Source organism: Arthrobacter sp. T2-23 (genome assembly GCF_055398325.1).
In genome coordinates, this window is the sequence record NZ_AP027917.1 from 539,563 (window position 1) to 560,436 (window position 20,874).

Annotated in this window: 24 protein-coding genes, 6 tRNA genes and 1 riboswitch; of the genes, 12 read left to right on the forward strand and 18 right to left on the reverse strand. The window is 67.1% G+C overall.

Annotation, left to right across the window (positions count from 1 at the left end):
• Positions 1 to 158: 158 nt before the first annotated feature.
• Positions 159 to 470 carry a hypothetical protein gene (locus ACZ5Z0_RS02505; RefSeq protein ID WP_464109750.1) on the reverse strand — a complete coding sequence of 104 codons (312 nt, stop codon included), beginning with the start codon at positions 468 to 470 and terminating at the stop codon, positions 159 to 161.
• Between the two features lie 333 nt (positions 471 to 803).
• On the opposite strand from ACZ5Z0_RS02505, the gene ACZ5Z0_RS02510 reads away from it, so the two are divergent.
• From ACZ5Z0_RS02510 to ACZ5Z0_RS02520, 3 genes are all read left to right on the forward strand, one after another.
• Positions 804 to 1,325: a DUF4304 domain-containing protein gene (locus tag ACZ5Z0_RS02510; protein ID WP_464109751.1), complete on the forward strand. Its 522-nt coding sequence runs from the start codon at positions 804 to 806 to the stop codon at positions 1,323 to 1,325.
• Between the two features lie 113 nt (positions 1,326 to 1,438).
• A complete protein-coding gene (locus ACZ5Z0_RS02515) occupies positions 1,439 to 1,951 on the forward strand; it encodes a barstar family protein (protein WP_464109752.1) in 513 nt (170 codons plus the stop codon).
• Between the two features lie 92 nt (positions 1,952 to 2,043).
• Entirely contained in the window at positions 2,044 to 2,286 is a 243-nt protein-coding gene (locus ACZ5Z0_RS02520) for a hypothetical protein (protein ID WP_464109753.1), read from the forward strand.
• A gap of 54 nt (positions 2,287 to 2,340) precedes the next feature.
• Here ACZ5Z0_RS02520 and ACZ5Z0_RS02525 read toward each other — a convergent pair whose 3' ends face one another.
• The 15 genes from ACZ5Z0_RS02525 to ACZ5Z0_RS02595 all read right to left on the reverse strand — a co-directional run bounded on the left by ACZ5Z0_RS02525 (position 2,341) and on the right by ACZ5Z0_RS02595 (position 14,558).
• A complete protein-coding gene (locus ACZ5Z0_RS02525; protein WP_464109754.1) occupies positions 2,341 to 2,880 on the reverse strand; it encodes a DUF2199 domain-containing protein in 540 nt (179 codons plus the stop codon).
• A gap of 554 nt (positions 2,881 to 3,434) precedes the next feature.
• Positions 3,435 to 4,211 (reverse strand): imidazole glycerol phosphate synthase subunit HisF, encoded by a 777-nt coding sequence (gene hisF / locus ACZ5Z0_RS02530; RefSeq protein WP_464109755.1) that lies wholly within the window; start codon positions 4,209 to 4,211, stop codon positions 3,435 to 3,437.
• Between the two features lie 48 nt (positions 4,212 to 4,259).
• Entirely contained in the window at positions 4,260 to 5,102 is an 843-nt protein-coding gene (gene hisG, locus ACZ5Z0_RS02535) for an ATP phosphoribosyltransferase (RefSeq protein ID WP_464109756.1), read from the reverse strand.
• Between the two features lie 102 nt (positions 5,103 to 5,204).
• On the reverse strand, positions 5,205 to 5,468 hold the full coding sequence (locus ACZ5Z0_RS02540; RefSeq protein ID WP_464109757.1) for a phosphoribosyl-ATP diphosphatase: 264 nt from the start codon (positions 5,466 to 5,468) through the stop codon (positions 5,205 to 5,207).
• Positions 5,469 to 5,549: 81 nt separating this feature from the next.
• On the reverse strand, positions 5,550 to 6,035 hold the full coding sequence (gene ribH / locus ACZ5Z0_RS02545; protein ID WP_464109758.1) for a 6,7-dimethyl-8-ribityllumazine synthase: 486 nt from the start codon (positions 6,033 to 6,035) through the stop codon (positions 5,550 to 5,552).
• A gap of 64 nt (positions 6,036 to 6,099) precedes the next feature.
• Positions 6,100 to 6,795 carry a GTP cyclohydrolase II gene (gene ribA / locus ACZ5Z0_RS02550; protein WP_138769533.1) on the reverse strand — a complete coding sequence of 232 codons (696 nt, stop codon included), beginning with the start codon at positions 6,793 to 6,795 and terminating at the stop codon, positions 6,100 to 6,102.
• 23 nt (positions 6,796 to 6,818) lie between these two features.
• On the reverse strand, positions 6,819 to 7,499 hold the full coding sequence (gene ribB, locus ACZ5Z0_RS02555) for a 3,4-dihydroxy-2-butanone-4-phosphate synthase (protein ID WP_464109759.1): 681 nt from the start codon (positions 7,497 to 7,499) through the stop codon (positions 6,819 to 6,821).
• Positions 7,496 to 8,134 carry a riboflavin synthase gene (locus tag ACZ5Z0_RS02560; RefSeq protein WP_464109760.1) on the reverse strand — a complete coding sequence of 213 codons (639 nt, stop codon included), beginning with the start codon at positions 8,132 to 8,134 and terminating at the stop codon, positions 7,496 to 7,498. Before ACZ5Z0_RS02560 ends, ribB begins: the two co-directional genes overlap by 4 nt.
• Positions 8,134 to 9,198 (reverse strand): bifunctional diaminohydroxyphosphoribosylaminopyrimidine deaminase/5-amino-6-(5-phosphoribosylamino)uracil reductase RibD, encoded by a 1,065-nt coding sequence (ribD, locus tag ACZ5Z0_RS02565; RefSeq protein WP_464110690.1) that lies wholly within the window; start codon positions 9,196 to 9,198, stop codon positions 8,134 to 8,136. Before ribD ends, ACZ5Z0_RS02560 begins: the two co-directional genes overlap by 1 nt.
• Before the next feature lie 263 nt (positions 9,199 to 9,461).
• Positions 9,462 to 9,611, reverse strand: a riboswitch (FMN riboswitch).
• An 86-nt stretch (positions 9,612 to 9,697) separates the two neighbouring features.
• Positions 9,698 to 10,354, reverse strand: a complete 657-nt coding sequence (gene rpe, locus ACZ5Z0_RS02570) for a ribulose-phosphate 3-epimerase (protein ID WP_464109761.1) — start codon at positions 10,352 to 10,354, stop codon at positions 9,698 to 9,700.
• A 62-nt stretch (positions 10,355 to 10,416) separates the two neighbouring features.
• Positions 10,417 to 11,979, reverse strand: coding sequence for an RsmB/NOP family class I SAM-dependent RNA methyltransferase (locus ACZ5Z0_RS02575; protein WP_464109762.1), 1,563 nt, complete (start codon positions 11,977 to 11,979; stop codon positions 10,417 to 10,419).
• Positions 11,976 to 12,896, reverse strand: a complete 921-nt coding sequence (gene fmt / locus ACZ5Z0_RS02580; RefSeq protein ID WP_464109763.1) for a methionyl-tRNA formyltransferase — start codon at positions 12,894 to 12,896, stop codon at positions 11,976 to 11,978. Before fmt ends, ACZ5Z0_RS02575 begins: the two co-directional genes overlap by 4 nt.
• Positions 12,893 to 13,483 (reverse strand): peptide deformylase, encoded by a 591-nt coding sequence (gene def / locus ACZ5Z0_RS02585; RefSeq protein ID WP_464109764.1) that lies wholly within the window; start codon positions 13,481 to 13,483, stop codon positions 12,893 to 12,895. The genes fmt and def overlap by 4 nt, the downstream gene beginning before the upstream one ends.
• A gap of 70 nt (positions 13,484 to 13,553) precedes the next feature.
• Positions 13,554 to 14,399: a cytochrome gene (locus tag ACZ5Z0_RS02590; protein WP_138769541.1), complete on the reverse strand. Its 846-nt coding sequence runs from the start codon at positions 14,397 to 14,399 to the stop codon at positions 13,554 to 13,556.
• 87 nt (positions 14,400 to 14,486) lie between these two features.
• A tRNA-Val gene (locus ACZ5Z0_RS02595) sits at positions 14,487 to 14,558 on the reverse strand.
• Between the two features lie 686 nt (positions 14,559 to 15,244).
• On the opposite strand from ACZ5Z0_RS02595, the gene ACZ5Z0_RS02600 reads away from it, so the two are divergent.
• From ACZ5Z0_RS02600 to ACZ5Z0_RS02625, 6 genes are all read left to right on the forward strand, one after another.
• Positions 15,245 to 15,317, forward strand: a tRNA-Gly gene (locus ACZ5Z0_RS02600).
• Between the two features lie 53 nt (positions 15,318 to 15,370).
• Positions 15,371 to 15,441: transfer RNA gene (locus ACZ5Z0_RS02605), tRNA-Cys, on the forward strand.
• Between the two features lie 39 nt (positions 15,442 to 15,480).
• Positions 15,481 to 15,555, forward strand: a tRNA-Val gene (locus tag ACZ5Z0_RS02610).
• A gap of 56 nt (positions 15,556 to 15,611) precedes the next feature.
• Positions 15,612 to 15,684 (forward strand) — tRNA-Gly (locus ACZ5Z0_RS02615).
• A gap of 41 nt (positions 15,685 to 15,725) precedes the next feature.
• Positions 15,726 to 15,800 (forward strand) — tRNA-Val (locus tag ACZ5Z0_RS02620).
• Positions 15,801 to 15,969: 169 nt separating this feature from the next.
• A complete protein-coding gene (locus ACZ5Z0_RS02625) occupies positions 15,970 to 16,242 on the forward strand; it encodes an antitoxin (protein ID WP_464109765.1) in 273 nt (90 codons plus the stop codon).
• A 123-nt stretch (positions 16,243 to 16,365) separates the two neighbouring features.
• On the opposite strand, the gene zapE is transcribed toward ACZ5Z0_RS02625, so the two are convergent.
• Complete coding sequence (gene zapE, locus ACZ5Z0_RS02630) at positions 16,366 to 17,403, reverse strand: cell division protein ZapE (protein WP_464109766.1); 1,038 nt, start codon at positions 17,401 to 17,403, stop codon at positions 16,366 to 16,368.
• Between the two features lie 213 nt (positions 17,404 to 17,616).
• On the opposite strand from zapE, the gene ACZ5Z0_RS02635 reads away from it, so the two are divergent.
• Genes ACZ5Z0_RS02635 through ybaK form a run of 3 tightly spaced genes read left to right on the forward strand, consistent with a single transcriptional unit; the run spans position 17,617 to position 19,518 of the window.
• Positions 17,617 to 18,534, forward strand: a complete 918-nt coding sequence (locus ACZ5Z0_RS02635) for a sulfurtransferase (protein WP_464109767.1) — start codon at positions 17,617 to 17,619, stop codon at positions 18,532 to 18,534.
• Between the two features lie 10 nt (positions 18,535 to 18,544).
• Positions 18,545 to 19,012 (forward strand): SufE family protein, encoded by a 468-nt coding sequence (locus ACZ5Z0_RS02640; protein ID WP_464109768.1) that lies wholly within the window; start codon positions 18,545 to 18,547, stop codon positions 19,010 to 19,012.
• 8 nt (positions 19,013 to 19,020) lie between these two features.
• Positions 19,021 to 19,518: a Cys-tRNA(Pro) deacylase gene (ybaK, locus tag ACZ5Z0_RS02645; RefSeq protein ID WP_464109769.1), complete on the forward strand. Its 498-nt coding sequence runs from the start codon at positions 19,021 to 19,023 to the stop codon at positions 19,516 to 19,518.
• 9 nt (positions 19,519 to 19,527) lie between these two features.
• On the opposite strand, the gene ACZ5Z0_RS02650 is transcribed toward ybaK, so the two are convergent.
• Positions 19,528 to 20,859, reverse strand: a complete 1,332-nt coding sequence (locus ACZ5Z0_RS02650) for an alpha/beta hydrolase family protein (RefSeq protein ID WP_464109770.1) — start codon at positions 20,857 to 20,859, stop codon at positions 19,528 to 19,530.
• Positions 20,860 to 20,874: the final 15 nt, after the last annotated feature.

Sequence of the window (20,874 nt, forward strand, 5' to 3'; positions counted from 1 at the left end):
GCCATCTCCGTCCCGCGACGTAGAACGTAACCCTTTCCCTCGAAAGGACTAATGTCCGTAAGCCGATCCCCTACCGGACGCCGCAGCGTCTTAGGACGGGGCTAAGTCGTCCAATTGCGCGAGGTCGGGCCGAGAGCCACTGAGCAGGGGGCGGTGCATCACGACACCGAGAAGTCCTGAAGCGTTTCGGGCCACACCAGAATGTAGCGATCACCTTCTGCCGGCCTGTACGCAACTCGTACCTCTGCCCATCTTGGGTGAGCATCGAGGGACGACACCGCGTCCCCGAACGCTTCGAGGGGGTCGTCGGTGTGGACGAAGATATTCATCTCGCCTGCGCCGAAGTCGTGCCCATCCACGAAGCCATGGGCAGCGGGGAGCGCGCGCTCCAGCGCGTCCTCTATGACGATGAGGGCGTCGTAATCCGCCTCCGAGTCGGCTGGCCACTGCAGAACGAGGATGAATTGCACAACTGCCTACCAAGGTTATAGAAGTGTCCGAAGACCCCGGGCCACCTGCTTCTGGATGGAGAACAACTGCCTCTCCCCGGGCCAAATGGGCAGAGTCTCGTGGAGTGACAGCTCAAGGGCGAGCATATCTGGCGTCGCCCCCCGGACCAGGACGAGGGGAACGAAATGCGGCGGCGGCGCTGAGCAGTGCCAGATGCCAACGAAGTAGCTACACAGCCCGCCATCCAATACCCACGTTCGATAGAGGATCCATGAACGGACGCCAGAGCGTCCAGTGATCCACCGGCTAGCGAACATGTCCGACAGCGGATCGCGTGAGCGAGAATTACTGCTGTGGATAAAGCAAAGATGATTGAGTCTTCGTTTGCCGGGGTGCTCAAGGCGCGTGGTTTCCGGAAGCGGGGTAGCAACTGGTTCCGCACAACGTCGTCAGGCGAGTACCAGGTGGTGAACCTACAGAGGTCCTCCTGGGGCAGTGGAAGCTTTTATCTCAACCTCGGTTGGGACCCCTCGGTGGCAGCTGGGGATTTCAGATCCGAAAATTTCTGCACTCTGAGTATCCGAGCAGAACATACGGACGTCATTCCTTCCATCGAGGTTGTGAGACCTGACGGTTTGGCGGCTCGGAACCTTCCCGGGATCCTCCTGCTAGACGCTGAAATGATCAGTCGGATTCCCGAAGAGTCCTTTCTCCAGCGACTCACTGAGGTCGTTATCATCCCGGTCGCGGAGTTCATGGACCGCACACCGTCTTTGGTCGATCTGGTTCCGCTGCTTTCCGCTAAGCCCCAGTTCGCGTGGGTTCCTGTGCGGGAAGAGCTTAACCGCCGCGGATTCACCCTGCCCGCAACGTGAGGACTCACGTCAGCGCACCGTGGAGGATGTTCTTGCGGTCGGATCGCTAGAAACCGGTCATCCGGTTTTCGGTATCCGGAATAAAGGACACCCCAAGGAATAGAGTTTCATTCATGGCAATTTGGGACACGGCCGACGAGCTGAACCATCCGCTGGACTTTCTTTTGTTCCAGAACGGCTTCATCAAACTGTTTCGTCGGCAGGAGGTCCCCAAAGAGGCAATCTCGTGGCTGCGCAACCACAGCTACAAAGTGGTTCAGGTTGACTCTGCTGCGTGGCAATCTCAGGCCGACCTCCACCGGGACATCGCCCAGGTTCTTGATTTCCCCGAGTACTACGGCTCGAATCTTGATGCTCTCAACGATTGTCTCAGTGACGTTGCCGTTCAATCCTATGGATGGGTCGCAGCCGATACAGGGCTAGTTCTGGTTCTTGACGGGTATGAGACTTTCGCGGGCAAGGATGGGGTAACCGCCCATCTCTTATTAGATATCTTCGCCAAACAGGCAACCTGCGCCGCGTTGTTCGGACACCGCATGATGTGTCTAGTCAGAACGGAGGACTCGGAGCTGCAGATCCCTCCGGTTGGGGGCCTCCCCGTTTCGTGCAACCACCGTGAATTTTGAGCGCCCGGTTGAGGTTCCGTAACCGTGCTCTGAATCGCAGGGTCGACCACCGACTAACGGGCGCTCCGATGGAGCGGGACTACTATCAAACGATGTTCAACATAGGTCAGCGCACCGCTGTAGTCGGCGCCTTCAATCTTGCCGGCTACGCGGGACCCATAAGGACGTTGCCGGTCGACAGCGAAGACGAACGCATATTTGTACTCGGCCAGACGGACCTAGGTCAGCTTCGCGACATCCGCATACTGGAGCAGATTATCGGCCAACTGCTCCGGCGCAAGGTGGCCATCATTGAGACAGGGGCCGTTTCCCTGGAATCCGTTCCATTCGTGTAGCGTCCGGATCAGGATCCCTGACTGGACGCCCCCTGGACCGTACTAGCGTCAGGCCTAGCCCATTACAGCCTTATTGATTTCGGCCAGCCGATGCAGCGAGATTCCGGACGCTTGTTCTCTAACTAAAGGGTGGTCGATGGAGGGGTCGAGCTCAATGTAGGGAACCATTCCTGGCACCCTATTGTGCACGTGCGTCGCGATTGAGGTCGTGGGCGACTCGTAGGGCAACTCATTGCATAGCCAGCCGAACACCGGGGGCATGGAGGCTCGTGCAGGATCATCCCAATGGTCAGCAATCTTTTGGATGCTTTCCTGGCTGAGGGAGACCCAAGCAGACCAGCTGAAGACCTCACCGGGGGAATCAATGAGAGGGATCTCAATGTGTCCCCTAAGGAAATAATGCCGTTCTCCTCCGACTTCAAGCACGCATACGTCGCCGCTCAATTCGCCGGCTTTCCGTTCAGTTGCGCTGGCCTGCAGCCAAACGTCCGGAGCTTGGGCTCCGAAAACCGTAGCCAGCCCTTGATGCGGCTCTCCGCACGTCCCGCAGCGCCATTCGTTCCCGCCCCGGCTATCCATTGATTCCCCCGACATTTCGTGATCACTTTTAGCTTCCCGAAGCCTACCCGCGAAGGAGACTCTTTCCTCGGGTTCGCTGGAGGACCGTCACGGGGTCGTCCCATCTTGAAGAGTACGCGCGCCTGACGTAACGGCCGTCGCTGTCCCGTAAGGGGGCCGCCCGCTAACCGTCCCGTTAGACGGTCCCCTACTACGACAACCCACCTCTGACCTGCGGCGTTGCGGGGTCACGGCCCAGGGTGTCCCGTAAACCCCGCCCGCGAAATTGCCCGGTGAAGGTGCCCTAAACGCTACCCACTCAACAGTCTCGAAACCCATGGCATACGCGACGTCTCATTCCCCCTCAGGTGGCAAGGCAGGAATGCGGCGATTCTCTTCAGCCAACGATTCTCGTAACTACGTCTCGAAACCATCTTGGGAAATCGATGTACACAACGTTAGTTATGAGACACCATCGGTGACGCCCCGGGTAAGGCCACGACCGGGCCCGGCGGTACGTCCGTTCCTAAGGCACGCCCACAAGGTGGCCAGGGACTCCTGTCTGCTCCGAATCAAAAGCCTTAGCCCCTCTAGCGGACCTCGAAGCCTGCCTCGCGGATCGCGGCCTTGACCTGGGCGATCATGTCCAGCGGGCCGAAGTGGAAGACCGAGGCCGCCAGCACGGCGTCCGCGCCGGCAGCCACGGCCGGCGGGAAGTGCTCCGGCCGGCCGGCGCCGCCGGAGGCGATCAGCGGCACCTTGACCGCGGCGCGGGCCAGGCGGATGAGTTCGAGGTCGAAGCCGTCCTTGGTGCCATCGGCATCGATCGAGTTGAGCAGGATTTCGCCGACGCCGCGGTCTGCGGCCTCACGCGCCCAGGCGAGGGCATCGATTCCTGTCCCCTGGCGTCCACCGTGGGTGGTGACCTCGAAGCCGGAGGGCGTCGGCTCGGAGCCTGGCCGGGTGCGCCGCGCGTCGAGGGAGAGCACCAGGACCTGGGAGCCGAAGTGGCGGGTAATCTCATCGATCACCTCGGGCCGGGCCACGGCCGCGGTGTTGATGGCGGCCTTGTCCGCGCCATAGCGCAGCAGCTTGTCCACCTCCGCCACGCCGCGGACGCCGCCGCCGACGGTCAGCGGGATGAAGACTTCCTCCGCGGTGCGCCGGACGACGTCGAACGTGGTTTCGCGGTTGCCCGAGGACGCCGTGACGTCAAGGAAGGTCAGTTCGTCGGCGCCGCCGTTGTCGTAGCGGTGCGCGAGCTCCACCGGGTCACCGGCGTCGCGCAGGCCTTCGAAGTTGATCCCCTTGACCACACGGCCGGCGTCGACGTCCAGGCACGGGATGACGCGTACGGCTACGGACATGGCTGCTCCTGGAGTTTGCTCACGGTAGATGGCTTCACGGACGGGCCGCTAGATCCGGCAGGCGTGGATGCTGCTGACCAGGATGGCCCGGGCGCCGAGGTCGTAGAGCTCGTCCATGATCCGGTTGGTTTCCTTCTTGGGCACCATGGATCGAACGGCCACCCAGTCCGAGTCGCGCAGCGGCGAGACGGTGGGCGATTCCAGGCCGGGCGTCAGTGCGGCGGCCTGCTCCACCAGTTCCTTGCGGATGTCGTAGTCCATTAGCACGTACTGGCGGGCCACCAGGACACCCTGGAGGCGTCGGATCAGCACCTCGGTGGCCGGGTTCTGCTCGCCCTTGCGGCCGATCAGGACCGACTCGGAATTCAGAATCGGCTCGCCGAAGATTTCCATCCCGGCGGCCTTCAGCGTGGTGCCGGTCTCCACGACGTCGGCAATCGCGTCCGCGACGCCCAGCCGGACGGAGGATTCGACCGCGCCGTCGAGCCGGACGACCCTGGCGTTGATACCGCGCTGGGCGAGGTAGCCGCGGAGCAGACCGTCGTAGCTGGTGGCGAGGCGCTTGCCTTCAAGCTGGTCGATGGAGCTGAAGTCCCCGACGGGTCCGGCGAACCGGAACGTGGAGGCGGCGAAGCCCAGCGGCAGCAGTTCTTCGGCTTCCACCTCGGCGTCGAGCAGCAGGTCGCGGCCGGTGATGCCGACGTCCAGGGTGCCCTGGCCGACGTAGACGGCGATGTCACGCGGGCGGAGGAAGAAGAATTCAATGTCGTTGTCCGGGTCGACCATGACCAGTTCGCGGCTGTCGCGGCGCTGGCGGTAGCCGGCCTCGGCGAGCATGGCGGAAGCGGCTTCGGACAGGGATCCCTTGTTCGGGACGGCAACTCTCAGCATGGGAAGTTCTTTCTGGTTAGGAAGTCATCGGTGCAGGCACAGCGGGCCACGTGGTGCGCCGGGCGCGGGCGGACTCGGTCCGCCGCGGACGGCGCGACGTGGCTAGAGATGCTTGTAGACGTCTTCCAGGCTGAGTCCTTTGGCGAGCATCAGAACCTGCAGGTGATAGAGCAGCTGCGAAATTTCTTCCGCGGCGGCCTGGTCGGATTCGTACTCGGCGGCCATCCAGACCTCGGCGGCTTCCTCCACGACTTTCTTGCCGATGCCGTGGACTCCGGAATCCAGTTCGGCGACGGTGCGGGAGCCCTCCGGGCGGGCGGCTGCCTTCTCACTCAGTTCTGCGAACAGCGACTCGAAATTCTTCACGCCCTCCAGCCTACTTGCTCACGGCAAGACGCCGCCTGCCGGGCCGGTGGATGACGGCCCGGATGTGAGGGAATACACAAGCTAGAAGTACTGCTTGAGTGTGACGGCGGTGGCCAGGGCGGCGGTAACGGCCTCGTGCCCCTTGTCCTCGGTGGAGCCGGGAAGGCCGGCCCGGTCGATGCCCTGCTGTTCGGTGTCGCAGGTCAGCACGCCGAAGCCCACCGGCACGCCGGTACGGACGCTGACCTCGGTCAGGCCGAGCGTGGCCGCTTCGCAGACGTACTCGAAGTGCGGCGTTCCGCCGCGGATGACGACGCCGAGCGCCACCACGGCGTCGAAGTGCGGCGCCAGCCGGGCCGCGGCGACGGGCAGTTCAAAGGTACCGGGGACGCGCAGCACGGTCGGTTCGCCGATGCCGGCTTCCTTGGCGGCGCGCAGCGCGCCGTCGAGCAGTCCGTCCATGATCTGCGTGTGCCAGCTTGCGGCGACGATGGCAAGTTTCAGTCCGGAGGTGTCCTCGGGACTGAAGGTGGTGAGGTCGATCTGGGGGGCGCCGTGGCCGCTCATGCGTTGTCCTTGCTGTGGAGGTGTGTGGGAGGGGGTGGTGCTGGTCGGAATGGCGGGCGGCTGCTTAGCCTTGTTCGTGTTCGAAGCCGCCCTGTCCGGCGGCGGGTGCGGCGGGCTCCATGTCCAGGACCAGCCGGTGGTCCATCCGGTCCTTTTTGGTCTGCAGGTAGCGGAGGTTCTGTTCCCGGGACGGCACCTCGGTGGGGACCATCTCGACCACCCGGACGCCGGCCTGGGCCAGCCGGTCCTGCTTGTCAGGGTTGTTGCTCAGCAGGCGGATCTCATGCATTCCCATCTCGGCCAGGATCTGCGCGGCGGCCTTGTAGCAGCGGGCATCCACGGGCAGGCCCAGCTGCTCGTTGGCCTCGACCGTATCGAAGCCGGCCTCCTGCAGGGCGTAGGCCTTGATCTTGTTGGCCAGGCCGATGCCGCGCCCTTCCTGTCCGCGCAGGTAGAGCAGCGTGCCGCCGAATTCGTGGATCATTTCCAGGGCGTAGGCCAGCTGTTCGCCGCAGTCGCAGCGGTAGGAACCGAACACGTCCCCGGTGAGGCATTCGGAGTGCAACCGGACCAGCGGCGCCTGGCCGTCCGTGGCCGGCAGCGGGGAGCTGACCGCGAGGTGCTCGGCACCGGTGGCCAGGTCGGTCCAGGCCTGTGCCACGAAGTCTCCGTACGCGGTGGGCAGCTGGACGATCGGTCCGCCGCTGACCGGATGCGGTTGCTGTCCCGGGGTGGCCGGCTGCGCTTCAGAAGTCGTCATTGTCTCTCCTCAATCCAAAGATGTCAGGCGGATTCCGCTGCGTGGCTGCCGGGGTTCCCGGCTTCGAGGTACGCCACCAGGTCGGCAATCGAAATCAGCGGGCAGCCATGTTCAAGGGCGAAGCCCCGGAGTCCGTCCAGCCGCATCATCTCTCCGTCGTCGTGCACCAGCTCTGCAATTACGCCTACGGGTTCGAGTCCGGCCAGCCGGCACAGCTCCACTGCTGCCTCGGTGTGGCCGGGACGTTCCCGCACACCCCCCTTAACGGCGCGAAGCGGGAAAACATGCCCGGGACGGGTCAGGGAATTCGGCTGGCTCGTCGGATCGGCCAGGATCCGGGCTGTCAGGGCCCGGTCCGTGGCCGAGATTCCGGTGCTCACGCCCACGGCCGCGTCGCAGGACACGGTGTACGCGGTGCCTTTGGCGTCCTGGTTGATGGCAACCATCGGCGGCAGCTCCAGCGCGTCGGCCTGGTCGCTTGGCATCGGCACGCAGATCACGCCGGAGCTGTACCGGATGGTCCAGCCCATCAGTGCGGGGGTGGCGTGCTGCGCCGCGAAGATGATGTCGCCTTCGTTTTCACGGTCCTCGTTATCGACCACCAGCACCGGCCGGCCGGCCGCCATGGCGCGGATGGCGTCGTCGATCGGGTCCAGCGCCGGCGCGTCGACGGCGAGTCCCGGGGTGTCCTGCAGCCGGTTCATTTTGCGGCCGCCTGGGTCTGCGCGGCGGGGGCGAAGGCGAGCAGCCGCTCGGTGTACTTGGCCAGGACGTCCACCTCGAGGTTGACGCGGCTGCCCACCGATTTGGCGCCCAGACCGGTCTCGGCCAACGTCGTGGGGATCAGGCCGACCTCGAACCACGGGGCGGGCTCGGAGGCGGGGCTTACGGCGGTGACGGTCAGGGACACGCCGTCGACGGCGATCGAGCCCTTCTCCGCGATGTAGCGGGCCAGCGGGGCCGGCACGGCGAAACGCAGCCGGTCCCAGTTGCCGAGCGCTTCGCGTTCCAGCAGTTCGCCGACGCCGTCGACGTGCCCCTGCACCACATGGCCGTCCAGTCGGCCGCCGGCCGGGACGCAGCGTTCCAAGTTGACCGGGTCTCCCGCGGCCAGTCCGCCAATGGTGCTCCGGATCAGGGTTTCGCCCATGACGTCGACGCTGAAGTCCGTGCCGTCGATGTCCGTGGCCGTCAGGCAGACCCCGTTGACGGCGATCGAGCCGCCGTGGGCCAGTCCAGCGGTGCTCCCAGGGGCGTGCAGGCGCAGCGTGGCGCTGGTGTCGCCGTCGCGCTCGACGGACAGCACCTTCCCCTGTTCGGCGATAATTCCGGTAAACATCAGTTGCCTCCTGCGGCGGTGTCCGCGTTACTGCGCGGGGTGGAATCGGATGAAGAGTTGGTGGCGGGACGCAGGTGCAGCCGCAGGTCGCGGCCCAGCATCCGGACGGCGCCGCCCGAGGCCCCGTCCCAGTCCCAATGCTGGGCATCGGCAAGGGTGCCGATACCGAGGTCGTCCAGGGCCAGGGTGCCGGAGCCCAGCAGCGTGGGGGCCAGGTACACGATCAGCTCGTCGACGAGGCCGGCGGCCAGGAACGCGCTGAGGATCCGCGAGCCGCCCTCGACCATGAGGTGCCGGACGCCGGCGTCGAACAGCCGGTCCAGGGCCTCGCGGGGCTCCCGGGTCGGCAAGTGCAGCACCTTGCCGTCGCCGCCGTTGACCGCGGCGTCCGCGGGAATCCCGCGGAGACCCATCACGGCGCGCAACGGCTGCTTTTCGGCGGGTTCGCCGTCGGGGGTGCGGGCCGTGAGGCGCGGGTTGTCTACCAGGACGGTCTGCGTGCCCACCAGGATGGCGTCGATCCGGCCCCGCAGGGCATGGTTGTCCGCGAGCGACTCCGCACTGGAGATCCACTGGCTGGTGCCGTCGCTGGCCGCGATCCGGCCGTCAAGGGTCTGGGCGATGTGCAGGGTGACGAACGGCCGTTTGGCGGCGACGGCGTCGAACCAGCGCCGGTTGAGGTCCAGGGCGGCGACGGCGCCCAGGCCGGAGCGGACCCGCACACCGGCGGCGCGGAGGGTCGCCGCTCCCCCGGCGGCGGGATCGTGCGGGTCATCGATGGCGTAGACGACGTCGGCCACGCCGGCGTCGATGATGGCCTGGGCGCAAGGGCCGGTGCGGCCGCAGTGGTTGCACGGCTCCAGCGTGACCACCATGGTGGTGCCTGTGAGGTCCAGTCCGGCGGCCGCGGCTTGGGCGATGGCGTCGGCCTCCGCGTGGGCGGTGCCGGCGCCGCGGTGGTAGCCGGTGACCAGGGGCGTGCCGTCGGTTCCGATGATGACGGCGCCCACCAGAGGGTTCGCCCCGCGCGGGCCCTGCGCGGCGGCCGCCAGGGCGCTGTCCATGGCGGCCGACTCGGCAGCGCTGAAGCCGGCGGCATTGAGGACTTGTGTGCCGGGCTGATCCCGGTTGGGTTTGAACTCCGGCCCGGCGGCCGAATGCTGAACGCTCATCTGCCGTCCGCCGCGTCCATCAGGACCGCAGAGTCGGCGAAGAGCCATCGCAAGGGGTTCATCTGTGTGTCGTTCCTTCCCTCAGAACCGCGATGGCTCCGGGGGTATACGACAGCGCAATTCCGCGGCACCGTCAGGGCGCCGCAGTAACAGCTGTACGTGCTTCTCTCATCCAGACTTTAACTGTCGGTACCGGAGTTCCACCGGTTCAACCGTCCGCCGGCTGCCTCCCGAGGGAAGTACCGGCTCGCGGGTCGCGGACTATAACCGCCGGTTCGGACTTACACCGACCCCGGAGCACGTATGTGTGTAGCTATTCTGACACAACCCCGGGTGCCGTCCGGCTATTCCCGTGCAATGGAAGATGCAGTTTGCGTCATGTTTCGGCGGGCTAGCGGCTGCCCGCGGCCCGCAGGCGCTCGATCGCGTCGGCCGGGTCATCGGCGCCGTAGACGGCGGACCCGGCCACAAATACGTCGGCGCCTGCTTCGGCGGCCCGCCAGATGGTCTTCTCGGTGATGCCGCCGTCGACCTGCAGCTTGATGTCCAGGCCCGAGGCGTCGATGGCCGCCCGGGCCCGGCGGATCTTTGGCAGCGTGAGGTCCAGGAATTCCTGGCCGCCGAAGCCGGGCTCCACCGTCATGATGAGGATCATGTCCAGCTCGCCAAGCATGTCGAGGAACGGCTCCACTCCGCTGCCGGGTCGCAGCGCAATCCCCGCCTTGGCGCCGCGGGCACGCAGTTCACGGGCCAGCTTCACCGGCGCAATCGATGCCTCGGCGTGGAAGGTCACGGACGCGACGCCGGCGTCGGCGTAGGCCGGCGCCCAGCGGTCCGCGTGCTCGATCATGAGGTGGGCGTCCAACGGGATCGGACTGACTTCCTGGATGCGCTGGACCACCGGCAGGCCGAGCGAGAGGTTCGGCACAAAGTGGTTGTCCATCACATCAACGTGCACCGCGTCCGCGGTCCTGATCTTGTGGAGCTCTGACTGGAGGTTCGCGAAATCCGCCGAAAGGATGCTGGGGTTGATGCAGCAGTGGGCCATGGATGTCCTTGTCGTTGCGCTGGTCGGAAGATCAGGGAGCTGGTGCCAGTATGGCCCGAAGCTCAGGCTTTCTTGTGGATCAGCGCCAGGAACATGGCGTCGGTCCGGTGCCGGTGCGGCCACAGCTGGGCGGTGAGCTCGTGGCCGGCTTCGAGGTGTCCGGTGAGGCTTACCGCATCCAGGGCCGCGCCGGCGTCGAGCAGCTCGAGGTCGTCGCGCCTGCGCAGCGCGTCGCTCACGACGGCGGTGGTCTCCGCCGGGTGCGGGGAGCAGGTCACGTAGGCGACGACGCCGCCGGGCTTGACGGCGTCGAGGGCCGACTTGAGCAGTTCTCGCTGTAGCGGCCCAAGGTCCACCAGGTCCTTGGGGGTGCGCCGCCAGCGGGATTCCGGGCGGCGGCGCAATGCGCCCAGCCCGGTGCAGGGCACATCCACGAGCACCCGGTCGAAGCTCTCCGCCATCTCCGAGCCGACCTCGCGGCCGTCGCCGGTGCGGACATGCCAGACCTCGTGCGGCACCGCCGCCAGGGCCTGGCGGACCAGTTTCGCTCGGTGCGGGGCAGGTTCATTGGCCAGCAGGGTGGCACCATGCTGGCGTGCAAGGGCGCCCAGCAGGGCTGCCTTGCCGCCCGGGCCGGCGCAAAGGTCCAGCCAGCGTTCGCCCTCGCCGCCGTCGCCGCGTGGCTCGGTGCCGAGGTCCACCGATGCCAGGGCCCGGGCAACCAGCTGCGAGCCGACGTCCTGGACCCGGGTGCTGCCGTCCCGCACGGAGGCGAGCCGGCCAAGGTCGCCGCCGCTGGAGAGGGCCGAGCCTTCGACCAGCTCGCCCGGCGTGGCGCCGCTTTCCAAGGCCTCGTCGAGGCTGCCGAGGCCGGGCAGCGCCACCAGGTTCACCACGGGCGCGGCGTTGTCCGCTTCAAGGAGTTCGTTGATTTCCGTGACCGGGCGTCCGTGCGCCACGAGGGACTGCCGGAAGGCGCGGACGATCCACTCGGGGTGGGCGTAGCGGATCGAGGCCACCTTGGTCTGGTCCTGCTCGTCGCTGAGCAGCAGTTCGAGCCACTCCTCGAGGGTGTGGGCGGAGACCTTTCGGAGGACGGCGTTGATCAGGCCGGACGGACCGGCGCCGATCACGGCGCGGGCCAGGCCCACGGTTTCGTCAAGGGCGGCGTGAGCCGGGACACGCATGGCGAGCAGCTGGTGGGCGCCGATCCGCAGTGCGTCCAGGATGGCCGGGTCCAGCTGGTCCAGCGGGCGGTCCACGCAGCGGGCGAGGATCGCGTCGTAGGTGCCCTGCCCGCGGAGGGCGCCGTAGCTGAGTTCGGTGGCGAAACCGGCGTCGCGCTTGTCCAGTCCGTGGTGGCGGATCCGGGCCGGCAGCACCAGGTTCGCGTAGGCGTCCTCGGCGGCCACGGCGCGCAGCACCTCGAAGGCCACGAGCCGGGCCGGGTCGGCGCGCCGGGTGCGCTGGGAGGGAGCGTTTTCGGAGAACCCGCGCTGCGGGCCGCGGTTTCGTTCCCGTCCCTGCGCGTTCCTCCGCACGCCGCCCCGCGGGCCCCGGTGGCCCTGGCCGCCGCGGCCGCCGGGGGCCTGTCCGCTGCCGCCGTTGGATCCGGTGTCGCTCATTCGAAGACCACGCTTTCCAGTGTTGCCTGTCCGCGCGCCCAATCGGCGGCGGTCATCATTTTCTTGCCCGAGGGCTGGATCCGGGTGAGTTCCACCGGATGCGAGCCGGTCCCGACCAGGACCGCCTTCCCGTCCAGGGCCAGCTGCCCCGGGCGCAGCGGCTGCGCGCCTGGCCGGAGCAGCACAGGTTCGAGCTTCATTCGCTGCCCGTCCAGTGTCGTCCAGGCGCCGGGTTCCGGTGTTACGCCGCGGGACCGGCGTCCAATCGCGAGGGCCGGCTGCTGCCAGTCGAGGCGGCCGTCCTCGAGGCTGAGTTTGGGGGCCAGGCTGACCTCGCCCTGCTGCGGGACGGCGCTGGCCTTGCCGGCGTCGACGGCGGAGAGCGTCTGGGTCAGCAGCACGGCGCCGCTGTGCGAGAGGCGTCCCAGCAGCTCGCCCGCGGTGTCCTTAGGTCCCACGGCCTCGGTCAGGGTGCCGTAGACCGGTCCGGTGTCCAGGCCCTCCTCGAGCCGGAAGGTCACGGCGCCGGTGATGTCGTCGCCGGCGATCAGGGCACGCTGCACGGGCGCCGCCCCGCGCCAGGCCGGCAGCAGCGAAAAGTGCAGGTTGATCCAGCCGTGCCGGGGAATGTCCAGGGCCGCGCGCGGAATGAGCCCGCCGTAGGCGACGATCGCGGCGACCTCGGGCGCGGCCGCTTCGATCCGGGCGGTCACGGCGTCGTCGACCTTCGCGGCATGGATGATGTCGATGCCGAGTTCGGCGGCGCGGGCGGCAACCGGCGAGGGTGTCAGCACGCGCTTGCGTCCCAGCGGGGCGTCCGGCCGGGTCAGCACGGCGACGACGTCGAACCCGGCCGCGACGAGGGCGTCCAGCGACGGAACGGCAACGGCCGGGGTTCCCGCGAAGAGGACCCTCACTGGCCGGTTCCGAAGGAGGAACCCGTGCCGAAGCTGCCGCCGCCAAAGCTTGAACCAACCGTTTTGGCCCGCTTCGACGTCGTCTGCTCGGTGATGGAGTCGTAGTTGGCGTTACGGATCGCACGCAGCGCCGCTTTGCGGTCGTCGCCTTCGAGCCGGTCGGTGAAGAGGATCCCGTCCAGGTGGTCCGTCTCGTGCTGGAAGACGCGGGCGAGCATGCCTTCGCCCTCCAGTTCCACCGGATTGCCGTGCACGTCGACGCCGGTGACGCGGGTGGCGCGGTGCCGGCGGACCGGGAAACCTAGGCCCGGGATGGACAGGCACCCTTCCACCTCGTCCGGCTGGAAGTCTTCGCTGTTCTCCAGCACCGGATTGATGATGTGGCCCTCGACCCCGCGGATGCGGTAGGTGAAGACCCGCTGGCTGATGCCGACCTGCGGCGCGGCCAGGCCGGCGCCTTCCACGTCTTCCATGGTTTCGGTCATGTCGGCAACGAGCTTCTCCAGCTCAGGCCCGAATTCCGTCACGGGATCGGCAACTGTGCGCAGCACAGGGTCCCCGATGATGCGGATATTCAAAATGGCCATGGGCAATCGGTCCTCACGGTGGGCGGCTACAGGATTCCGTCCAGTTTAGTGGCAGCCTCCGGTTTCCGGCTCAGCGGGCCGCCGGCGGAGCGATCGGCAGCAGGGCAGGGCCGGCGGCCACGGTGTCGGCGGACATCTCCCAGACGCGGCGCAGGGCGCAGAACTTCCACCAGTGGTGCTTAAGGACGTCCGGGTTGGCCCGCTGCGGCCGCACCTCTGTTTCGCCGATGGCTACGGCGAGGAGAAGCGGGGAGTCTCCGTGCTGCCAGGGCTCCCACTCCCCTGCCACCGGATCCACGAGGCTTTCCTCCGCCTTCATGCCGGCCACGAGTTGCATGACCACCTTGGCATCGAGCGGCTTGACCGTGCCGTCCCGGCTTGTTCCCTTGGTCTTGTAGTCGATGAGGCAGGTGCGGCCGTTGATTTTGGCGACGAGGTCAAGGGTTCCGGCGTAGCCCACGGTCTTGTTCCACACCGTAATCTCCGGGGCGATCGGCTCCACCTGGTACAGCTCCCACCACTCGTCGAAGCGTGCAGCGAACGCCTCCTCGCCGTTGGCCGCCAGGGCTTCCCGGGTTTCCTTCATCTGGTGCGGCCGGCCCAGGGCGCGAAGGGCCACCTGTTCGCAGTAGTTGTGCACCCGGTCGCCGCGCTTGGCGGCGTCGTCCCGGTGCGTCTCGGCCGCCTTGGCGGCACGGCTGACCGCCTGGCGGATCTTGGCCGGGCTGCCCAGGATGGCGGGCAGGGTGGGATCCGCGGCCAGGCTGTTCGCGCCCATGTACCCGAACCAGCCGTCCAGGCCGTGGGGCTGCTGGCCGATCACGGTGGTGATGGACGGGACGGAGAACTGTTCCGTTGTGGAACGTGCGTACATCCGGCCGTATTCGGTGGCGTGGGCGAGAAGCGGGGCGGTCATAGAAAGACTCTTTCACAGGGGTCGGACGCTGAAGGGAAAACAAAATGGTCCGCCCCGCTCTGTGAGCGGAACGGACCATCTTCCAGGTGGGCGATACTGGGTTCGAACCAGTGACCTCTTCGGTGTGAACGAAGCGCGCTACCACTGCGCCAATCGCCCCGGTGCCATTGAATGCTAGCCCACCCCGGCGGAAATCCGAAATCGGCGCTTTCGACGGCGGCGCGACGCATCCACGGCTCCTCCCCGCCGTGCCCAATGGTCACCGATGGCCGTCTCGCGGGTCGACTTAGCGGCCGTCTGTGGCAAATCGATGGAGAGGCTGGTCCCGGCAAGCCCGCGCCTCGTCCAATGGCGTGCCCCATCCGATGGCCAGAGATGGCCGCACACCGGGCCGGCTTTGCGGCCGTCTGTGGCGAATCGATGGAGAGGCTGGTCCCGGCAAGCCCGCGCCTCGTCCAAAGCCCCGAGTGGGCCTGCGGCGGCACGTGCCTCATCCAATGGTCACAGATGGCCGCACACCGGGTTGACTTAGCGGCCGTCTGTGGCAAATCGCCGGAACGGGCCCGCCCCAACGATTCGCACCCCTGCCCCGGCGCCGCCCGTTCGCTGACCGCGCCTGCCGCCGTCGTCGTCGGACACCAAGCCCGCCACCCCGCCCAGGCCACGTAAGGACGGGTTGAATTACACGTCTGTAATTAGCAAAAACCGCTAGATTGCAGGGAAGGGCGGGCGTGCGTCGGCGCGGATTCGGCCCCGATTTGTAGATTGCCTGAACCTCCTATAGAGTTCTTACTCGTTGGAACGCGAGGAAATGCTGACTACGGCAGGGAATCGCAGGCAACATTGCGGACGTAGCTCAGCTGGTAGAGCACCACCTTGCCAAGGTGGATGTCGCGAGTTCGAATCTCGTCGTCCGCTCGCAGGACACTGTCACGGCAGCGGCTTTCTTTTTGAGGAAGCCAAAGCTACACGGTGGGTTGGCCGAGAGGCGAGGCAGCGGCCTGCAAAGCCGTATACACGGGTTCGAATCCCGTACCCACCTCGGTGAAAACCCTGGTTTCCGGTTCCGGCCGGATCTGAAGGGCGATTGGCGCAGCGGTAGCGCGCTTCCCTGACACGGAAGAGGTCACTGGTTCGATCCCAGTATCGCCCACCAAAGTAAGGAAACTTGCTTGACCCAGTACCACCGGCCCGCCGGAACGGACTAAAAATGCGGACGTAGCTCAGCTGGTAGAGCACCACCTTGCCAAGGTGGATGTCGCGAGTTCGAATCTCGTCGTCCGCTCTGTTGATTCACACAACTCCACTCCGGATCCTTCCGGTTGCGGGCGATTGGCGCAGCGGTAGCGCGCTTCCCTGACACGGAAGAGGTCACTGGTTCGATCCCAGTATCGCCCACCATAAGAGCAGCTCCCCCGGGGCTGCTTTTTTCATGCCCGCGTTTGCGGTCCGGCACGTTTGCCCTACGGCACAGGGTCTTTCTCCTCTGGGCGTACACCCTTGGCACCTCCCGATCCGCCGGTTAGGATCGAAAACGCTAGGAGCGATCTGGCTCCGCGACAGAAGGGAGGTGCCCGTGGGTTTAATTGACGATCTCAAGGGCAAGGCTCAGCATCTGATTGGTGGCAACGAACAGGCCATCAAGGACGGTATCGAAAAGGCGGGTGATTTCGTCGACTCGAAGACCGGCGGAAAGTACGCCGACAAGGTCGATGCCGCTCAGCGAGGCGCCTCCGACTTCGTGGACAACGCGGACGGGCGGCCGGAAACGGCCCCCGCCGCAGAGCCGCACGTCGCGGGAGAGCCGCCCGTCCCCGGGGAACCCCGGCAGCCGGGCCTCTGACCCAGGTACGTCAGCGAGGTGCCGGTCCCGCCGAGAGGCGGCGCCGGCACCTTCGTCGTTTAACGACCAACGCGGCGCCACCCCAACTGGTTGGCAGTAATTGGGCTCCTAATGCACTCAGCGCTAGGACGGCTCGTGGTTTTGGCCTTCCCGGGCCAGCGCGGTGAGCCGGGAGACGGCGCGGAAGTACTTCTTCATGTACCCGCCGGTCATCATTTCCTCGGTGAACAGCTGGTCGAACGGCACGCCGCTGGCAAGAATCGGCACGTCCTTGTCATAGAGCCGGTCCGCCAGGACAACGAAGCGCAGCGCCACGGCCTGCTCGGTGATGGTCTCCACGTTGCGCCACACCACGCCGTCGATCCCGTCGATCAACTGCCGGTAGCGGCTCGGGTGGACGCCGGCCAGGTGGTTGATCAGGGTGCTGAATTCATCCTTGGCCACGGTCTGGCCGTCGAACTCCGCCTGCATGTGGTGCGTGAGTTCGTCGTTGCGCAGCGGTGCCGGCGCCTTCGGCAGGCCGCGGTGCCGGAAGTCCTCGCCGTCGATCCGGACGACGTCGAACTGGTCGGCCAGGACCTGGATCTCGCGGGCGAAGTCGACGGCGGCGAAGCGGCCATCGCCCAGGGACCCGGGCAGGGTGTTGGACGTCGCGGCCAGCTTGACGCCGGCGTCGGCGAGCTCCCGCATCAGCCGGGACATCAGGACGGTGTCGCCCGGATCGTCGAGTTCGAACTCATCGATGCAGACCAGCTTGTAGTGGCTCAGCGCCTCCACCGTCTTGCGGAACGACAGGGCCCCCACCAGGTTGGTGTATTCCACGAAAGTGCCGAAGGCCTTGGGGCCCGGCGCGGCATGCCACAGCGAGGCCAGCAGGTGGGTCTTGCCGACGCCAAAGCCGCCGTCAAGGTAGATGCCCGCCCGCGAGGCATCCTTCTTGCCGAAGAGCCGCTTGAACAGGCCGTCTCCGTCCCCGGCTCCGACGCCGGCCGCAAATTTCTGCAGGGCTTGGACCGCGTGGGCCTGGCTGGGCTGGGCCGGGTCCGGCCGGTAGCTGGCAAAGGACACCTCACCGAAGCGCGGCGACGGATAAAAGCCGTTAAGGAGTTCATCCACGGAAACCGCCGGTGTTCTGGCGGCGAGCTGTTCGATCTGTACCAAGGTGGTCCGTTCTGCTGGTCTCGTGTCCCCAGAAAGGATACCGGCAAAGGCCCGCTTCCCTTCCGGGCGCGGGATCGGACGTGACCAAGGCCATATTTCCGAGTACGTAGCCGGTGGAGCAAACCTGCCGGGCCGTGGCTAGTGTTGTAACAGGCCCGGCGCCGCGCACCACCATGGCCCGGCCTCCCGACCGCCCAGTGAAAGGCCATCTTCATGCCCTACCCCGTTGAGCAGAACGAGAAATTCGCCGCCTACGCCCACCCGGAGCGCCTCGTCTCCACCGAATGGCTCGCCGCAGCGATCGACGGCGGCGCGCTCGACGGCGGCAAACTCGTGGTCGTCGAATCCGATGAGGACGTGCTGCTCTACGAAACGGGCCACATTCCGGGCGCGGTTAAGATCGACTGGCACACGGACCTCAACGACGAAGTCACCCGCGACTACATCGATGGCGCAGCCTTTGCCGCCCTCGCCGCAGCCAAGGGAATCTCCCGCGACAGCACCGTGGTGATCTACGGCGACAAGTCCAACTGGTGGGCCGCCTACGCGCTGTGGGTCTTCACCCTCTTCGGCCACGAGGACGTCCGGCTGCTCGACGGCGGACGCGACAAATGGATCGCCGAAGGCCGCGCCCTGACCACGGACAAGTCCGTCGTCACGCCCGGCGAATACCCCGTGGTAGAACGCAACGACGCCCCGATCCGCGCCTTCAAGGACGATGTACTGGCGCACTTCGGCAAGCCGCTGATCGACGTCCGCTCCGCCGAGGAATACACCGGCCAGCGCACGCACATGCCGGCCTACCCGGAGGAGGGCGCCCTGCGCGGCGGCCACATTCCCACCGCGGCGTCCATCCCGTGGGCCCGTGCCGCGGCGGAGGACGGCACCTACCGCAGCCGCCCCGAGCTGGAGGCCCTGTACCTGGACGAAGCCGGGCTCAAGGAGGGCGACGACGTCGTGGCCTACTGCCGCATCGGCGAGCGGTCCAGCCACACCTGGTTCGCGCTCAAGTACCTGCTGGGCTTCGACACCGTGCGCAACTACGACGGTTCCTGGACCGAGTGGGGCAACGCCGTCCGGGTCCCGATCGTCAAGGGCGCCGAGCGCGGCGCCGTTCCGGCAGGCAAGTAAACTGGGAGTGATGAATACTTCTGCCCTCCCCCCCGCCCTGGCGGACATCGTCGATGATTTCCAGGCCCTTGAGGAAGCCGAGCGGCTGCAACTGCTCCTGGAGTTCTCGCGCGAGCTGCCGGATCCGCCCGCACGGCTCCAGGACCACCCGGAGCTGATGGAGCAGGTGGTGGAATGCCAGTCGCCGCTGTTCCTCACGATCGAGACGGAACCGTCCGGCGACGGGGAGCCCGGCGTTCCCGAGCGCGTGCGGCTGTTCTTCAAGGCCCCGCCCGAGGCGCCGACCACCCGTGGCTTTGCCGGGGTGCTGCACGAGGGCCTCGACGGGCTGAGCCCCGCCGAGATCCTGGCCGTCCCGGACGACATGCCCGAACTCCTCGGGCTCACCCGGGCGATCACCCCGTTGCGGATGCGCGGCATGACGGCAATGCTCGGCCGGATCAAGCGCAAAGTCGCTGCCCTGCCGCAGCACGGCTAAGCAGCCCGGTGGCCCGCAAACAGGCGTCCCAGGGAACCCCGGCGACCGCGGCACTCGCGGCCGCCGGGGTTTCCTTCGTCGCGCACCCCTACAGCCATGACCCCGCGGCCGCCAACTACGGGCTGGAGGCCGCCGAGGTGCTGGGGATGGACCCGGCCCGGGTGTTCAAGACCCTGATGGTCGACGTCGACGGGCGGCTTGCCGTCGGCGTCGTGCCGGTGAGCGGAAACCTGGACCTGAAGGCGATGGCCGCCGCCCTGGGCGGCAAGAAGGCCGCCATGGCGGACCCGGCGACGGCTGAGCGCCGCACGGGCTATGTGCTCGGCGGCATCTCCCCGCTGGGACAGCGCCAGCCCTCCCCCACCGTGCTGGACGAGAGCGCACTGGAACTCGAAACCATTTTGGTCTCGGGCGGCCGCCGCGGCCTGGACCTGGAGCTCAGCCCGGCGGACCTGGTGCGGTTGACCGGTGCCCGTACCGCCCGGATCGGCACGACCCGCAGCTAAGACCGCGGGTTAGCCGGCCGGGGTGGGCCGCGGCGCCAGCTGCTGCCGGAGCCAGGCCGTGACCAGGGCCTCCCAGCGCTCCGGGTCTACGTTCCATTCCTTGGTGTGCCGCGCCGTGCTGAACGTTTCGAAAGTCACCATCTCCGGGTTCCGCTCGGCGAGGTCCGCGGACGGACCGTAGGGAACGTATTCGTCGTCGACCGAGTGCAGGATCAGCGTCGGCGTCCGCAGCTCCACGGCACGGGACACCCAGTCCATGGCCTTCAGATCCACCGGAGCGGCCAACCCGGTGAGCCGGCGGCCCAGCCGGTGGCTCATCATCAGCTGCCCGTACCGTCCGACGGCGGACGGGATCCGGTTCAGCTCGGCGTGGTGTGCCAGCACGTTGACCCAGTTGATCACCGGAGCGTCCAGCACCATCGCCCGGATCAGGTGGTGGTAGCGGGACAAATCCGCGGTCTGCAGGCAGATTGCACCGCCCATGGACCAGCCAAAAAGCACCACTTCGCGGGCGCCATGGTCCAGCGCGTAACTGATCGCCGCCTCCACGTCATGCCACTCGGTGGAACCCAGACCGTACCGGCCATCCTCGGCCGAGGGCGCCAGACCGTCATTGCGGTAGGAAATCAGCAGGCTGGACAGGCCCAGGTCCCGGGCCACCCGGACGGCCCGCAGGCCCTCCTGCCGCGTCGCGCCGCGACCATGCACCATGATCGCCCAGACGTCCGACGACGGCGTCCCGGCCGGCTCGTCGGCAGGGGCGGCGCGGACCAGCCAGGCTGGCGCCGTCCCGCCGTCGACCTCGATCTGCACCTCTTCGGCCGGCAGCCCGATGGCCGCGGGATCGGGATGCACGGCCCCGCTCCAGTAGCCGCGCCGCGCCGTGGTCAGGTCCCCGCTGTAGACGGCTTCCACTTCCCGCAGCACCGTCTGCTCAGCGGGCGAATAGGACAGGATCCGGCCGAGCCTGGCGTGCCCGCGTCCGCCGTCAAAAAAGAAGCCGTAGACCCCCTCGACCGTGGAATCCGGGGTCGCCTTGAGGATCACCTGCAAATCCCGGCCGTCGCGGATGACTGCCAGCACCTCCTGGTCCTCCTCGCGGACCCGGACCGGGGTAATAACGCGCCGCGCGAAGTACAGGGCCAGCGCCGACGACCCCGCGGCGAGGAGGCCGGCCGCGGCGCTTCCGCCGATGATGCCGCCCACCGCCCACTTGGCGTTTCCGGGCACGAGCGTGTCCGGCGCACCGCTGTCCCGCCTGGCCGCCGGCAGACCCCGGGGCGACCTCCGGGCAGAGGGGATCTGTTGCGTGGGCGGGCGGAAGCGCAGGGTCGAGGCCATGGCACCATTCTTACC